General features: G+C 66.3%; 12 protein-coding genes and 4 pseudogenes. 6 read left to right on the top strand and 10 right to left on the bottom strand.

The annotated features are described in order from the left end of the window. Positions 1-13: 13 nt before the first annotated feature. Complete coding sequence (locus tag DBP14_RS34760) at positions 14-1,612, bottom strand: ISL3 family transposase (RefSeq protein ID WP_129311576.1); 1,599 nt, start codon at positions 1,610-1,612, stop codon at positions 14-16. A gap of 142 nt (positions 1,613-1,754) precedes the next feature. Here DBP14_RS34760 and DBP14_RS37500 point away from each other — a divergent pair. Continuing rightward, positions 1,755-1,871, top strand: a pseudogene (locus DBP14_RS37500) (ATP-binding protein); the annotation flags it as partial. A 10-nt stretch (positions 1,872-1,881) separates the two neighbouring features. Here the strand turns inward: DBP14_RS37500 and DBP14_RS37155 are convergent. Both DBP14_RS37155 and DBP14_RS34775 read right to left on the bottom strand, forming a co-directional pair. Further along, complete coding sequence (locus tag DBP14_RS37155) at positions 1,882-2,055, bottom strand: hypothetical protein (RefSeq protein ID WP_241741134.1); 174 nt, start codon at positions 2,053-2,055, stop codon at positions 1,882-1,884. A gap of 530 nt (positions 2,056-2,585) precedes the next feature. Further along, positions 2,586-3,941 (bottom strand): hypothetical protein, encoded by a 1,356-nt coding sequence (locus DBP14_RS34775; protein WP_129311577.1) that lies wholly within the window; start codon positions 3,939-3,941, stop codon positions 2,586-2,588. A gap of 410 nt (positions 3,942-4,351) precedes the next feature. On the opposite strand from DBP14_RS34775, the pseudogene DBP14_RS34780 reads away from it, so the two are divergent. Both DBP14_RS34780 and DBP14_RS34785 read left to right on the top strand, forming a co-directional pair. Continuing rightward, a pseudogene (locus DBP14_RS34780) lies at positions 4,352-4,784 on the top strand (transposase family protein); the annotation flags it as partial. 59 nt (positions 4,785-4,843) lie between these two features. After that, on the top strand, positions 4,844-5,029 hold the full coding sequence (locus DBP14_RS34785; protein WP_129311578.1) for a hypothetical protein: 186 nt from the start codon (positions 4,844-4,846) through the stop codon (positions 5,027-5,029). A 744-nt stretch (positions 5,030-5,773) separates the two neighbouring features. Here the strand turns inward: DBP14_RS34785 and DBP14_RS34790 are convergent. From DBP14_RS34790 to DBP14_RS37505, 6 genes and pseudogenes are all read right to left on the bottom strand, one after another. Beyond that, entirely contained in the window at positions 5,774-6,469 is a 696-nt protein-coding gene (locus DBP14_RS34790) for a non-canonical purine NTP pyrophosphatase (RefSeq protein ID WP_129311579.1), read from the bottom strand. Beyond that, entirely contained in the window at positions 6,466-7,056 is a 591-nt protein-coding gene (locus DBP14_RS34795) for a TIGR00730 family Rossman fold protein (RefSeq protein WP_129311580.1), read from the bottom strand. The genes DBP14_RS34790 and DBP14_RS34795 overlap by 4 nt, the downstream gene beginning before the upstream one ends. Further along, a complete protein-coding gene (locus DBP14_RS34800; RefSeq protein WP_129311581.1) occupies positions 7,053-8,213 on the bottom strand; it encodes a nucleotide disphospho-sugar-binding domain-containing protein in 1,161 nt (386 codons plus the stop codon). Before DBP14_RS34800 ends, DBP14_RS34795 begins: the two co-directional genes overlap by 4 nt. A gap of 2 nt (positions 8,214-8,215) precedes the next feature. Beyond that, on the bottom strand, positions 8,216-9,262 hold the full coding sequence (locus tag DBP14_RS34805) for a hypothetical protein (RefSeq protein ID WP_129311582.1): 1,047 nt from the start codon (positions 9,260-9,262) through the stop codon (positions 8,216-8,218). A 42-nt stretch (positions 9,263-9,304) separates the two neighbouring features. After that, entirely contained in the window at positions 9,305-10,282 is a 978-nt protein-coding gene (locus tag DBP14_RS34810; RefSeq protein WP_206739409.1) for an L-threonylcarbamoyladenylate synthase, read from the bottom strand. A 571-nt stretch (positions 10,283-10,853) separates the two neighbouring features. Further along, positions 10,854-11,060, bottom strand: a pseudogene (locus DBP14_RS37505) (Tn3 family transposase); the annotation flags it as partial. A gap of 1,246 nt (positions 11,061-12,306) precedes the next feature. On the opposite strand from DBP14_RS37505, the gene DBP14_RS37375 reads away from it, so the two are divergent. Beyond that, positions 12,307-13,194: a DUF5722 domain-containing protein gene (locus DBP14_RS37375; RefSeq protein WP_206739410.1), complete on the top strand. Its 888-nt coding sequence runs from the start codon at positions 12,307-12,309 to the stop codon at positions 13,192-13,194. Next, positions 13,161-13,871: a DUF5722 domain-containing protein gene (locus DBP14_RS37380; protein WP_206739411.1), complete on the top strand. Its 711-nt coding sequence runs from the start codon at positions 13,161-13,163 to the stop codon at positions 13,869-13,871. The genes DBP14_RS37375 and DBP14_RS37380 overlap by 34 nt, the downstream gene beginning before the upstream one ends. A 307-nt stretch (positions 13,872-14,178) precedes the next feature. Here the strand turns inward: DBP14_RS37380 and DBP14_RS34825 are convergent. Next, a pseudogene (locus DBP14_RS34825) lies at positions 14,179-14,376 on the bottom strand (IS3 family transposase); the annotation flags it as partial. A 109-nt stretch (positions 14,377-14,485) separates the two neighbouring features. Between DBP14_RS34825 and DBP14_RS34830 the strand changes: the two are divergent. Continuing rightward, positions 14,486-15,032: transposase family protein (locus DBP14_RS34830; protein WP_129311585.1), on the top strand; the 547-nt coding region annotated here is incomplete at its 3' end.

Consider the following 15,032-nt stretch of genomic DNA (forward strand, 5'->3'; position numbering starts at 1 on the left):
CCGTCGTCGGTGATCAGGACATGAGGACGCGCTTCCGCAGGAGGGCGAAGCCTGCGCGGCCGAACATCTGGCGCTTGAGCATCTTGATCCGGTTGACATGGCCTTCGACGACACCGGAGTTCCAGGGCAGGGTGAGGCCGGCGATGACAGCATCGCGGTCGCGGTCGATGCCTGCGGCGAGGGTGTGGAGGCTGGGCAGGTCGTCCTGACGGACAGCATCGAGCCAGTCGGGCAGGCGCTCGCCCTGGCGCTCGGTGAGCATGGCCGCGAAGGACCGGACGCGCCGGGTGAGGGCGTCGAGTTCGGGGCAGTGCGTCCGGACGGACTTGAGCTGGAGCTGCTCGCCCTCGGCAAGGGTGTCGGGGCGCCGGAGGATCCATCCGGCGACCGTTCGGGCTGATGGCGGCCTGGCGGTTACCGACCGTGGCGAGGTGCGCTTCTCGCGCAGGTAGGCGCGGACGCGCTGATAGCTGCCCTTGTAGCCGAGCGGCACGATCTCCTCCCAGAGCTTCCAGGCGTTCGTGCAGCCCTCGCTCCAGCGGTCGTCCAGGTAGGGCTTGTAGTCGTCGAGGATGGAGCGCCGGTTCTGCCACTGCCCGTTGAACAGCTCCTCCGGCGTCGCCGCGTCGGCAAGTTGCTTGACGGTCCGCCAGGTCATTCCGAGTTGCCGCTCGACCGAGCGCCGGCTGTGCCCTGCCTTCAACAGGTCGTGCACCGCGGCGTGACGGGATCGGGTCCGGTCGGCGAACCGGTGCCCGCGTGGCCACGGTGAATCGGACGAGCCCGAGGCCGGAGCAGATGCTGGCTCGGGTTCAGGTGCCGCAGGTGTCAGAACGTGCAGGCAGCGGCGATGCTGGGTGACGGTTCGTTCAGCGGCCTCACTCAGGTTGTGCCAGAGGTGCCACCGGTCCGCGACCTGAACCGCCTGCGGTGCTCCGGCAGCGGCGCCCTCAGCGAAGAACGGTGCTCGGTCGCGGCAGATGACTTCGACGCCTGGCCGCCGGGAGAGCCAGGCGGCCAGGCTGGACGCCTCCCGGTCCGGGAGGAGATCGATCGGGCGGCGGGTTTCGACATCCACCAGAACAGTGCCGTAGTGGCGGCCCTTGCGGGTGGCGTACTCATCGACACCGACCACTCGCGGCGCCGGTACTTCCGGCTCGGGAAGCGCATTGACCAGGCGCAAGACCGTGCTCCGGCTCACGGAGACGCCGATGACGGATGCCAGCCGGGCGCCAGCACGGCCGGCCAGGGCAAGGCCGACTGCGGCCGGGGCGGAGCGCAGCCGTTCCGTCCGCTGGCCATACCTGCGCGTCAAGCCGGATATCTGCTCCACGAAGGTCTGGCGCGGGCACATCGTGTTCCGGCACCGGAACCGCCGGACGCGAAGTTGCAGGACAACCCTTCGCCCACCGCTCGGCACATCGGCAGGAAACCGCAGGTAGGAACTGTGAACGCGGGTCGACCAGATCCCACATCCCGGGCAGGAGGCGCCAGCGGCAGTGCACTGCACATCAACGCGCACTATCGCAATGTTCACGTCCACCGACAGCACCGCGATGTTCGCGACCGACGGGAACAACAGCTCCTTCAGACGGAGCACGATCTCTTTCATGGCCCCGAACTGTCAGCCCAACTGCCGTGACCACGGCCTATTTTCGGGCGACTTCGAGCCCCCCAGCCTGAGACACTCAGCCGTCACTCACAGTGGCCGCTGCACGGAAGTTGAGCCAGAACCCGTTCTCGTTAACAGAGCCAGCACAGCGATCCTCGACCGACTCCTCCACCACTGCGAAGTGATCTCCATCAACGGCCCCAGCTACCGTCTCAAGAGGCGCCTCAAGGCCATCGAGCGAGAGAACGACGTGGCCTGACCAGCTGCGATCACGACACCGGGTCCTCGCCCGGCGGGATGAAGGCGTCGACGCTATCAGCATCCTGGACATACCCCTGGCCATCGACCGTGATGGCCGTCGCCCACCTCTGCGACGTGATGAGCGCGGCCAGTACCTGTGCCGTCAGCGGCGTTCCCCCTGGGTCCTCGTCCTTCCAGTGCACCCGCCACTCTCCACCAGGCACCGCGGCCACGACCTGGTCGGTCTCCAGGTGGGAGAGTCCTCGTAGTCCGTCACCGGACGCAGGGCACCACGCTTGGGATCGACGACCAGGGCCGTCCTGGTCGCCTGGGCCCAGCCCTCTACACGCACCGTGCGGCCGATCTCGGTGTCGGTGCCGTTGAAGACCGCGGTTCAGCCGGTCTGATTGAAGTAGCGAAGAGACACCGCCCCATCATCTCGAACAACGACGCTCGCGCTCCACAAGTCTCCTTGCTCTGCACGTTCATCCGTACGCGGCTCTGCACATAGGCGAGTACGCCGACACCTGGACGAGGCGTGCTTCCACTGGAGGCACTTCCTCGGCCACTGCCCTCAACTGCGCTCGGCTCGCGTCGATGGAGCTCTGACCCAGCTTCACCACACCCTTGAGCCGCACCGCCGGCAGCCCCCGGCCTCCGCACTGCGAGAGCGGGCCCAGGTCCTGACGGCCCTGGTTCACAGCGTCTGAAGGGTGCTTCGCGGAACCTTTCGTCACGCGGGATGAGCGATCAACTCACAGATCCGCTCCCATACGGAGGAGGCGTGTCGTTGCCGCTGGTGAGGCCGCAACATCTGGTGAAGTTGCGCCAGCGACTGATCAACGCGGGCTGAATGCAAGTAGAGACAATGATCGAGGAACCTGTTCCAGTGGACGCAGGCTTCTTCGAGATGACCCATCGCCATGAGGACCTCGCCCAGACGGAACTCGGTCAGCGCGGATGTTCTGCGGCGCTCACTGTCACGATGGCGAGCGGAGTCGCGCAGGGAGGACAGCGCCTCGACAGGAAGTCTCAGTGCCAGCAGGGCCTGTGCGCGCTGGTATTCGAGCCCGGCTCGCGGGTAGGCCGTGAAGGGCCCGGGAACATTCGATGCCCGCTCCAGCGAGGCTTCGGCCACGACGAGATCCCTGATCGCGGCGTGCCGCTGCCCGTCGTAGGCGTGGGTCACGGCCTGCTGGCTGAGAAGGAAGGCCAGAGCTGCCCCGTGGGCCGAGGAACCGGACACGTCCACGGCTGATTGCGCCAGTTCGAGAGCCCGCCGCGGGTGGTCCATCTGCAGCGCCTGGACACTCATGGCGCGAAGGACGAGACCGTAAGCCACTGCGTTCCCGGAGTCACGAGCCAGGTCGAGGGCGACGTGGTAGTAGATCTGGGCCAACCCGTGACACCCGGCATCCTCGGTCATCATCGCGAGCAATTGGGTGAGTTGGGCAGCCGACACAAGCAGTGTCCGGCGAAGCAGATCCGGGGCGCTCGCGGTGAGCACCCGGCTGACGTCATCCGCGAGATAGGCCACCAATGCCGAGCGGCCGTGCCTGCCACCGAAACGCTCCAGTTGCGCGGCGACTGTCTCGGAGAAGGACCTCATGGCCCTTACGTCCTCCTGGGTGGCTCGGTGTCGCGCCCCCGGCACCGGTATCCAGGACGGCTGTGGCTGCCAGTCGGGCGACGGGACAGCTTCTACCCTGTAGGGAGACCGCATCAGAAGGGACCGGCGTTCCGGGCTGGCGTCAGCCCGCGTGAGGATGACCAGCCGCGCCAGGGAAGTCGTTTCCCGCTCCTTACCGGGGCGACGAAGCCCCGGCTCCGGCGCCGAATGGTCCAATCCGGTGTCCTCCACTGTGACGAACCGGCCCAGACGACGGCAGAACGCCGCGGCCACCAAGGCGACGACGGCCTCCCTGGGCTTGGAACCCGAGAGCCAGTGAGCCACCGAGGTCCGGTCGTAGCGCAGCGTCAGTGACTGGGCGGCACCCAGTCTGTTGACCGCGCGTGCGAGCTCGCCCGCACTCCAGTCCGCTTCCGCAAGCAGGGCACTGAGACGATCATTCGGGCTGCGACGTGACACGGATGGGTCTCCTCCACGTGGTCTCGGAAGAGTGGTGACGGCCGACACGCACTCACAGACTGGGAGAGAGTCAACGACCGCACCTCGCGTACCGGGGATGTAAGGAGTGTGCTCGCTGTTCCCCCACTACCGCTATGGTGAGAATTAGCCATAGATGAGAACTCTCTCCACAAGAGAAGTGCCGCGCGAGACTGACGGTATAGGTGGCAAGGGTCATGTTGCCGAGTTCTCCCAGTGAGCCCTTTCAGGGCGGCCACTAATGGGGTGTCGGGCTGGCGTTCCGCAACGCACAGGACCCCTGTGCCGTTGCGAGAGGTGTCCGGCATCTCAACTCATCAGCGCAGGCGCGCCTCGTTGGTTTCCTATCTGCCGTACTCGACCTGCCTCACGCGCTGGTCGAGTGGGTAACCATGCCCATCATCACCCGTGAGGGTGGCCGCCGCCGCTGTACACTCCCGCCGCACCAGCGTGCTCTTGTCGACCTGGTTTACCTTCGCCGGCACGACACGCGGGCGCAGATCGCTGTTGGCTTCGGCATATCCGTCGGCACCGCCCACGCCTACGTCACCGCCGTCGTGGACCATCTCCCACCGGGCGCCCGGTCTGCTGCGAGCCTTGCGGCAGACAAACCCCGAGTACTTCCTGCTCAACGGAACGCTCGCCGAAAGCGACAGGGTGAGCCGACAGCCGGGCCGCCTTCTCCCACAAGCACCGCAGCCATGGCGTGAATGTGCACTTCGTCGCTGATCCCGCGGGCAAGCCGCTGTGGATCTCTCCCGCGTTGCCGGCCGCACCCGCACCCCCGATCTCACCGCTGCTCGCACCCACCGGATCACTCGAATGGCTTCGATCACTTCTTGCGACAGCGCTTGTGGACGAGTTCTGACGTCGTCGTCCGGCCGATGACTCCCCGAATCGTCACGACGGTTCTGGCTGAGCTTCTGGGCTCTGCCGCTACTTTGGGGGTAGTTGGTCAGCCATCCGATGTGATGGGTGGGGTTGAGGTCGCGGACCTTCTGCTGCCGGGTATCGCGGTGGAGGTCGACCAACTGGTGCTGACGGATACGGAAGCCCGCGTCGCCGTGTGATCACGGGCCTATCGGCGGCCTGTTCCGGATGCGGGCAGAGATCTTCGAGAGTGCACTGCTACTACCAGCGGACTCTGGCGGATCGTCCCGTCGCGGGCCGTACGAATCGAACTGCGAGCGCGTCGACTCGTGTGCGGGAACGAGCGCTGTGCCCGTCGGACGTTCGCCGAGCAGATACCGGCACTGACCCGTCGCCACGCACGCCGCACGGACGCGCTCACCGCCCAGCTCAGCGGTACCGCCACGGACGTAGCCGATGCGGACCGCCGTGATCCCCGCTGCCAGCGGCGCGGGCTCGGCGGTGCCGGCCCCGTCGGGTTCGGGGCCGAGCACCCAGCGTCGGCCAGGGCTGCGGCCGGGCGGGGGAGGACGTGGAGTTCCTCGGCGACGCGGGGCACGAGCTGGAGGGGTGGCCGGTGTGGTACTTCACCGCGGTCTTCCCGGCGCCGGTGCGGCACGCCGACACGGCCGGCCCCTCACAGGCCGGGCACGGATGGCGCTCGATCGCGCCGGGGGCCTCGATTTCCTCGTCAGTGATGCCTCGAAAACTATCGGCGAAAGGAGGTTCCGAGAAAGCATTCCGAGAACCCAATGGAGAACCAAGAGGCCGGACAAACCGGACACCGTCCGGCGTGGTGGCGTCGCATCTCATTTGGCCATTTGTGAGAATCACCGCCGCGTGACGACCGTCGCCCATGGCTGCGAGGCACGGCTCTCTCCCCGCGTCGTCACAAGTGCGGGCTCTCAGCGGCGGGTCCCCCTCCGGGCGCTCCCGTCTGCGGTCACTGGGGCGGCTGCTCGCTTGCCGAAGGGGGCCGGAACCTCGCCCGCATGGAGGTCGAGCAACTCGGTCACTTCTCTGCGCAGCCGTGCGTCGACTTCTCGCTGCTGGCTGGCGGCCATGTCGAGCCAGGATGTGTCATAGCCGTCGAAGATGAATACCCTTTCCAGGAGTGGTCCTTGGGTATGGGGAAGGAGAGTGCAAGTTTTGTCGATCCGGCCGTGTTGTCGCAGTGTTCGATGCCCTATGCGGCCGGAGGAGGTCGCTACCGCGACCGTGGTCTCCAGATAGCACGTGGTGTCGGTGAGATCGCGTACTGTCTGGGCGAGGACGGTCATGCGCTCGGATTCGGTGGCTGATTCCGGGATCTGGCCGTCCCAGGTTTTCATGAGCGCGCCGGGGCGGCCATTCAGGGCTTGTATGAAGAGTCCGAGGTCGTCGGCGAGGACCGGTATGGGTGAGGCGTAATGGTGCCATGCGAGGGCTTTCGCCCGGGCGTTCTCTGTCGTCGTTGCGGCGTGTTCTTCAACTGTCAGCGACAAGTGGAGATCGCCCGGAAGCACGAGTGAGGTTACGCCCTGGAGAACTCTGCGCCATCGTTCAACTTTGAACGGATTGGTGGTGGCGATCAGCACTCCGGCCGGTGGCGGAGGGGTCATGGAGGCCTCCGCAGTCCGGCGTCCGGTCGGCGATTGTCTGTGGTGATGGCGGCGCTTGCAAGGAGTCGGTCGAGGACGTCGGCGGGCTGGTCGCCGATGATCAGGAGTTCCGCGTGCGAGGGAGAGAGGAAGCCCTCGGAGGCTGCGTGGCGGGTGAAGGCCAGAAGATCGTCGTAGTAGCCGGCCGTGTTGAGCAAGCCGGACGGTTTATCCACATGTGCCAGTTTTGCAAGGGTCAGCACTTCGGACATCTCGTTGAGTGTTCCGAGGCCACCGGGGAGTGCGAGGAACATGTCGGCCAGCTGGATCATCCGGTGTTTGCGCTCGGAGAGTCCTTCCACGACGTGCAGGTGAGATAGTGATGGGTGTGCGACTTCTTCGCGCATGAGGCTGCGGGGAATGACCCCGGTGACCTCGCCTCCATGGGCCAGTACGGTGTCGGCCAGGATGCCCATCAGGCCGAGGTGTGAGCCGCCGTAAACCAGCGTGATGCCGCGTTCGGTGAGCTGTTCGCCGAGGTGTCGTGCGGCGGATGCGTAGTCGTGGCGGTGGCCGGCCAAGCCGCCGCAGAACACGCAGATCCTCATCCTGTCAGCTCCATTAGGCGCTCAACGATGTGCGATGGGCTTGGCTGCCGCTGGATTTCCTTCCGCAGCCGTTGTGCGGCCTTGATGTGACTGGGGTGGGTCAGCAGCCTGGCCAGTTCCTCGGCGATGTGTTTCTTGGTCGCTGTTCCGGGTGGCAGGGCGATTGCGGTGCCCTGCCGGGCGAGTTGCTCGGCGATGGTGAACTGATCGGCCATGTAGGGGAGGATGAGCTGGGGCAGGCCGCCCGCCAGGCAGGTCAGAGTGGTGCCCGCACCGCCGTGATGGATGACGACATCACAGGTGGGAGCGACGTAGCTGAAGGGGAGCCAGGGGCCCGAGGTAACGGTTGCCACCATCGCGTTGGGAGGCAGGCGCCCGTAGGCGCCGTCTGCGGCCGCCCGCGCCTGCTCATCGGGGAGGACGATGACGGCGTCGTGTCCCAGCTCCTCCAGGGCGGACAGAACCACTGACAGCGCGTCGGTGCCACCGGTCTGCGGGATGACGGATCCGAGGGTGATGCCCACACGCGGTCCAGCCGAGGGCCTGCGCAGCCATGTCGGCACTGTTCCTGGTCCCGAATACGGTATGTGGCGGATCGCCTGCGAGGAGGGGGCATGGGCGGCTTGAAGACTGGGTGGCCACAGATCCAGCTGTAGGGCCGGCTGCCCCGGGGGTCCCCAGCGCTCGTACAGGTCGGCGAGTTCTTGATCCACAGCGTCGAACGCTTCCTGCGGGAGCACGGGACCGGGGCTGAGTGAAACAGCCGGGATGCCGGTGACTCGTGCGGCGAGTGGGCCGGCAAACTCCAGCGTCAAATGGACGATCAAGTCCGGACGCCATGCGCGGCACAGGTCCACGATCGGCTCGGTCAGAAAGTTGGCGAACCGGCTCACCGTCCGGATGGCGTTGATGTGCATGCCACGGGGATCGGACAACCAGTCGGCCAGCAGCTTCCGGTCGCCGACTCCCATGATGTCGCGGGTCCGCACGATCCCGCCCACGGCGACAGCCGGCAGACCGCTGCCGGCCACGGCCCCTGTGAACTGTTCGGGAACGGCGACACGCACCTCGTGTCCACCGGCTTGAAGGGCCCAGCCCAGTGGAACGAGGGGAAAGAAGTGGCCGTACTGCGGGCAGGACGTCATCACCACGCGCATGCTCAGTCCTCGCGTTCAATTCCGCTCGAAGCCAGCTCAGGCATGCGCGTCACCAGCCCGCCGAAAGCGATCATCCGGGCGTTGTCGACACAAAGCGACTGAGCGGGAAAGTGGACGCTCACGCCCTCGGCCTTCGCGCGGACGACGGCCCGCTCCCGGAGCCGGTGGTTCGAGGCCACCCCGCCCCCGAACGAGATCCGCGGCGCGCCGTAGGCGGCAGCCGCGGCGAACGCCTTGTCGAGCAGAATCGTCATCACACATTCCTGCGCCGAGACCGCCAGCAGTTCCAGCTGCTCCTGGCCCGCCATGGTGTTCCTGCGTTCTAGGACCTCGTCGTAGAGCTCGTGGAGGTCGATGTCGTAGCCGTTGCCCGCGTTCAGGGCCTTGGTGCGGGGGAAGTGAACGAACTCCCCATCCGATCGCCTGCCGGCGAGTTTGTCGATCGCGATGGCACCGTCTGGCTCGCCGGCCGGTACCAGTCCGAGGAGTTCGCTGCACCTGTCCAGGACCGCGCCCGGGGCACGGCCGTGCCCGTGCCGGTTCCTGGCCGCCACGTCATGCGTGCCCAACAGCCGGTAACTACCCACATCAGCGGCAAGCTGGAGATGACAGTGGCCGCCGGCCACGGTCAGGCCGAGGAAAGGGAATCTTGGGGGAGGCTCGCACAGTAGACCGGCCAGCAGATGCGCCTCATGGTGATCGACCTCGACAACCGGCACCGACATGCGGTACGCGAGATCGGCCACAAGACTCTTGGCGACCTCTACATTCGCGTTGTGCTTTCCCTTGACCACGGACACGGACAACAAGCCAGGGCGCAGGCCCACATCCAGAGCCTCACGCAACAGCGTCGGCAAGGTCCCTGCATGGAAAGCCTCCAGCTCGTGCCGCCACGTGGCGCTGTCCTGCAGGATGCGGGCAGATGAAGGTATGAATGTCGTATTGCGCTCGTAGTGGACGGCACGCTCCTGGTCGAAGACACACACGCAGCAGTTGTTGAAGGTGCTCTCCACAGCAAGGGTGACAAGCCCGTTGTGCTGTCGCTCCATCTCTGCCTCCTCCGGTGGATACGCCGACCGATGCGCAGCCCGTCAAGCAGTGAGACCTGGCCCTGCGGAGGCTCTGTCCAGGCGGTCCCGGATTGCCATCCACTCTTCGCCTTTCGGAGGGGCCAGGACGGCAACCGTGTCCATGCCGCTGTCATCCAGACGGTGCAACGCGGCATAAAGATCGGCCCCGTAACCTGCTGGATCATCCGGCAGGACCTCAACGTGCGCTGCCGAGCCGGTGAGAGCGGCGTCGGGAACGTCATGGGTGAGAATCCCGCAGGGCTTTGGCAAGCCATCCAGCCCGAACGCACCGAAGTCATCGACGAGTACGACCCGGGCACGCGGCGCGTAGTGCCGCCGTCCCATACCAGGTGAACGCGCGGCACCCACCACGGCTGCCGCCTGGGGGCAGTCGATCACCCCAATGACATCCCTCAGCATCCGCAATGGCAGGGCACCAGGACGCAGCAGACGCGGCGGCGTGCACGTCACGTCGACAACGGTGGACTCAATACCCCACCGGCAGGGCCCGCCATCCACCACCAGGGGCACATCAGGCAGAGTGCGCACCACATGCTCGGCGCACGTAGGGGAGACGGATTCAGAACGATTGGCACTCGGAGCCGCCAACGGCAAGGCACACTCCGCCAGCAGCTCTCGCGCGACCGGATGAGCAGGAACACGGAGAGCCACCGTGCCGGTGCCCGCACTGACCGCATCCGGCACGTGATCCGCGCGGTCCACCACCAGCGACAGCGGCCCCGGCCAGAACCGGTCGGCCAACACCGCCGCCGCCTCCGGCCACACCCGCGCAAGCCCACGAGCCATGTCCACGTCCACAGCGTGCACGATGAGCGGATTCCATGTAGGACGGTTCTTCAACCGGTAGATCTCCGCGATGGCCGTCGGCGAGAACGCACTGGCCCCCAACCCATACACGGTCTCCGTCGGAAAAGCGCACACACCTCCCGCACGCAGCAGACGCGACGCCCGGCCAAGACCAGCCGCATCAGCACTCACGATCACATTTGAGCTACGCAAGACGGCTCCTCTAGCCCGGGCGAAAAACGCTACTCGTTGAGGAAACACCGGCTCTCCGGCCGCTAGAAGACGGATGCAGCCGCGAATACGTGGCATAGGGCGCAACTTTGTGCACTTGTGCTGGCTGAGCTGCTTCTGCTACTCCTACGCGCACGCGTCGCGTCGCAGCAGCGACCTCGAAGGTGTGTGAGGCGCCCCGAAGTTCCCGGACAGCGGCCCCTGGAGCCTCCACATGCCGCCCATCCTGGGTTGAACTGCTGACCATCGTGCCGGATGAGTCCTGTGGCGGCCCCTGCCCGCCCGACTGTTGCTCACCCCCGAGCGAGAAACGTCGATCTGGTGACCTGCGCGTTCGTCACTTCTCCATACCGTCGTCGTCTCCATCCAGCTCCACCGCGTCCGGGCCGCGAAGCGGGCGCAGCCCCTCGCGTGGGGTCGAGGGGGTGCAACTGTGCAGCGACCCAGGACGTTGAGGTTCTTGCGGCTGAGCGGGGACGACCGGGCAACATCCTCTTCCTGGACTCGTGGCCCTCGGCGCGCAGCTGGGTGAGGCGCGGACCTGGTTCGTGATGAGCGATCCGGCGACCCGGAGCATGTCCGGCCTCGCGGCGAGCACCTTCTTGACGTTCACCCTGTTGCGTACGATGGCTCCCAGCGGCCCATGGCCGTCCAGGGCCTCGCCGCCGGGCATCTGGGCCTTCCAGAACCGCTGGACTTCGAGGTCCTTGAAACGTGGCGAGAAGCGGTAGTCGAGCATCTACCTCATCGACATCCCGGTCTGGGCGCGCACGGACATGCCGCTGGGGCGGATCACCGACCAGCCCGACGACGACGGCCGCGTGAGGGTCACCACCCCCCCCACACATCAAGCCGCTGGAGAAGCTCGTCCGTGAAAACCACCTCGGTGCCGCGCCCATCGTCCCCGCCGACCCGCTCCCCGACCACATCACGCGGGGCCAGTACGAGATCAGCGGCGTCGTCAAAGCCGGAGACGACGAGCACCGGCGCGGCACCGTGGACGCCGCGCCGCTGCGTATCGACGGCAGCCTGGGCAACTGGGACGAGATCGAGGGGTCATCGCGTCCGGCGGCATCGCGCATCGCTTCGTGGGGTTGTGGCAGATGATGAAGCGCCTGCCCTCGTCGCCGTCGAGGCGAACCTCCTTGACGTGCAGGTTGTCGCGCACGTCCTGGTAGCGGTTCTGGCGGGCCAGGGCCTGGCCGCCTGCACGGCGCCTTGGACATCAGCGGCGACCAGCATGTCCATAGCGTGCTAGGCGTGTTGCTCAGCCAATGCACCCAGGCCAGGGATGACCTGGTCGCGGGTGACCACTCGGCAGCGGCGAGCTTGGAGACGGGGCGGTAGCCCGGTTGGCGACCAGCGCCAAGAGAGCGCGCTCGACGTCGATGCGTGAAGTCAGCGCGGTGTCGATGCCCAGGAGCCTCCACAGCCCGTCCAGCAGCCAGCTCGCCCCTGGCGGCCGAGAGGACTCCACCGTCAGCGGCCCGGCCTCATCAGCGCCCAGCGGCGCGGCGACCTCGTCCTCGTCACCGAGTTAGCGGTTGATGGAGGCGACCAGACGGCGCAACCCGTCGTCATCCAGCGGGTCCTCGCGGCCGAAACTGACCAGCGTCTCGCCTGTGCGGTGCCGCCGACCCGCCGATTGTGGGCGATTTGGAGGTAGCGCACCACCCACCCGTCCATGTTCCACCGCTGGATCTTCCTCCGTGCAGTCTCAGGCGGGTACCAACCCTCTCACCTGCACAGATCTACCGCCGACCCGCCCCGCATGCCCATCAACTGTCTCACTCGGGCGAAGATCCATTTCGGCAGCCTGGCGGTCCCGGATGCTGACAGAGCAACAGGGGTGACCGGATCGATCCGTGTTGCAGCCACATCTATCCGGCCGGACGATTGCAATCGAGCAGCGCTCAGTTGCCGGGGCCCGGGTCAGCGAGCACGCCTGGGGCCCAAGACTCCCGAGTCACCTCTGAAGGAGGATCATGGCTAGGCCCTCGCGACGCCTCGTCGCAGCATTATTAGCCGCGCTCACTCTCATTCTTTCTTCCGCCGTCCCGGCCTTTGCCGGACAGCCGGCACCATTGCCGTACCCGACACGTTCGGACTATCACATCAAGGGAATCCAGCCGGACTTCTGGAACCAGGACGAGATCGCCGGCAACAACGCCGGCGGCGTGTCGATGAACCTGGTCTGGGCGTCCTGGGAGCCAAACGTCAAGGCTGCCCCATGCACTGCGAACGAACAGGAGTACGACGGGCGCTGCTTTGTCGTCGACTCCAAGGTGGACGCGGCCATCAAGGGTTGGAGCGATCGCGGGCTGGTGGTCACCGCCATCGTATGGGGCACCCCTGCCTGGGCGCGCCAGGGGCGCCCCTGCACGCCCGCAGCGCCGGGATTCGAGTCCTTCTGTGTGCCTAACAATCCCGCCGACTTCGGCCGGTTCGCCGGTATGCTGGCCCAGCGTTACGACGGGCTCCACGGGCACGGCCGAATCGCCGACTTCGTGATCGACAACGAGGTCAACACCAATACCTGGTTCGACATCGGCTGTGGCCAGGGAACTCCCTGCGACACCAACACGTGGCTCGACCAGATCGCGGCCAACTACAACGCCGCCTACGACCGAATCACCACCGAGCAGTCGACCGCCAAGGTACTGACCTCGCTGGAAAACCACTTCGGCCGGGAATTCGACAACCCGGCCGGTGGCATGCTGTCCGGCATGACCGTGCTGGAAGGCCTGGCCGCGCGAGCGGGTAACCGGCAGTGGCGGGTGGCCTACCACGCCTACCCCCGGACCTGTCCAGCCCGTCCTTCTCCGCCGACGACTACCCTATGGTCACCTTCGGCAACATCGGCATCCTCGTAGGTTGGCTGCACCAACGGTTCCCGGACAAACCGCACGCCTGGACAGTCCAGCTCACCGAGAACGGAATCAACTCCGCCGCCCCCAACTCCAATGAGGCTGCCCAGGCCAACATGCTGTGCTGGAGCTTCTTCAACGTGCTCGGCACACCGGGCATCGAAAGCTACATCTACCACCGGATGCAGGACATGCCAGGTGAGGGCGGTCTCCAACTCGGCCTGCGCCGGGAGGACGGCTCGGCCAAACCCGCCTGGGCGGTCTGGGCGATGGCCAACCGCAACGACGTATCCCCGGCAAAGCTCTCCTGCGGCTTCGAGCACCTCCCCTACACCGTCCTGATGCGCGGCTACAACCCGACCCGAGGCCATATCGCCTCTTCCCGAGCACTGCCAGGCGGATTCAAAGTCGAGATGAACTGGCATCTCTTCCGCGAAGAGCGGCCCGGAACGGTCATGCTCTATGAGTGCAAGGTGAGCGGACACTCGATGCTGACCCGGGACCCCGGATGCGAGGGCAAGTTCCCCCTGGGCCCCGTCGGCTACATCCACACCAACCCAGTACCAGGGTCCGTTCCCCTCTACCGCTGCTACATCCCCTCCAACGGCGACCACTTCGTATCCCCACGCGCAGACTGCGAAGGCTCCACAACAGAATCCCTACTCGGCTACGCCATGCAGTGACATCACGAACCCCCAGCGTGGACCCGAGGATCATACGTAGACAACGGACGTGACGTTCTGTTTGCTCGGTCCGCGGGCCTACCCGTCGAGCCCGCGTTGTCATGCGTCACCGACAGATGCTGGCCCTGCATGGCCTCAAAGGACTGTGATGGCGACGCGCTGAGGAGCCGTTCCTTTGCACTCTCCAGCCGGGGAGCGGCTCCGCTGACGCTTTGGCCCGTGCCCCGCGTCGATTTCGTTGGCTTACTTCGGGCGGTCTGAAGGTTGTTCTGATGGGGTCTGATGCAGGTACGGGTGACAGGTTCGGTCACGCGGCCTGGAGGGCCGGCCTGGTCATGACGGTCTCGAATTCGATGGAGGTCAGCCGGCCGAGGGCGGCTTGTCTGCGGCGGCGGTGGTAGGTCCACTCGATCCAGGACACGATCGCGATCCGGAGTTCCTCGCGGGTGGCCCAGACGCGGCGGTCGAAAACGTTCTTCTGCAGCAGGCTGAAGAAGGACTCCATGAGCCCTTTCCAACCTGTCGACCAGGAGGGGCGGTTGGGCTGACAGGTGGGTGAAGCCCCTGGTGGATGGGTTTTCGACCAAGAAATCCGTCTCCACCAGAGGCTTCGTGTGCTTGTCTACCCGTCGGGCGTCGACGTGTCCAGTTCCGCCCTGTGCTTCCTGTCCGCCAAGCTCCGTCAGCGCCGCCGGGAACTCGGTACCCGCTGGCGGCGCCTGACTGCCGGCCGGCAGGCGCTGCTCACTCTCGCCCATCTCCGCAACGGCCACCCCTATGCCCAGCTCGCGGCCGGGTTCGGCATAGGGACGACGACGGCATACCGGTACATCACCGAGGCCGTCGAGTTCGTGGCCGCTCTCGCGCCGACTCTCGGGGAGGCGGTCCGGGCCGCATCGTCGAAGACGTTCGTGCTGCTGGACGGCACCCTGCTGCCAATCGCCCGGATCGCCGCGGACCGGCCCTACTACTCAGGGAAGCACAAGCGGCATGGGATGAACGTGCAGGTCCTCGCCGATCCCTTCGGCCGGCTGCTGTGGGCCTCACCGGTCCTGCCCGGTGCCGTCCACGACGTCCGCGCGGCCCGCGAACACGGCATCGTCGACGCCCTCGCCGAGGCCGACATGATGTGCTGGGCCGACAAGGGCTACCGAGGCGCCG

The sequence above is a fragment of the Streptomyces sp. L2 genome (assembly GCF_004124325.1).
Taxonomy (GTDB): Bacteria; Actinomycetota; Actinomycetes; order Streptomycetales; family Streptomycetaceae; genus Streptomyces.

Coding starts and splice junctions, on each gene's coding strand:
- DBP14_RS34785 (WP_129311578.1), top strand. CDS start 4,844: ATGACTCCCCGAATCGTCACGACGGTTCTGGCTGAGCTTCTGGGCTCT.
- DBP14_RS34805 (WP_129311582.1), bottom strand. CDS start 9,262: ATGGAGCGACAGCACAACGGGCTTGTCACCCTTGCTGTGGAGAGCACC.
- DBP14_RS34760 (WP_129311576.1), bottom strand. CDS start 1,612: ATGAAAGAGATCGTGCTCCGTCTGAAGGAGCTGTTGTTCCCGTCGGTC.
- DBP14_RS34795 (WP_129311580.1), bottom strand. CDS start 7,056: ATGAGGATCTGCGTGTTCTGCGGCGGCTTGGCCGGCCACCGCCACGAC.
- DBP14_RS37380 (WP_206739411.1), top strand. CDS start 13,161: ATGGTCACCTTCGGCAACATCGGCATCCTCGTAGGTTGGCTGCACCAA.
- DBP14_RS34790 (WP_129311579.1), bottom strand. CDS start 6,469: ATGACCCCTCCGCCACCGGCCGGAGTGCTGATCGCCACCACCAATCCG.
- DBP14_RS34800 (WP_129311581.1), bottom strand. CDS start 8,213: ATGCGCGTGGTGATGACGTCCTGCCCGCAGTACGGCCACTTCTTTCCC.
- DBP14_RS37375 (WP_206739410.1), top strand. CDS start 12,307: ATGGCTAGGCCCTCGCGACGCCTCGTCGCAGCATTATTAGCCGCGCTC.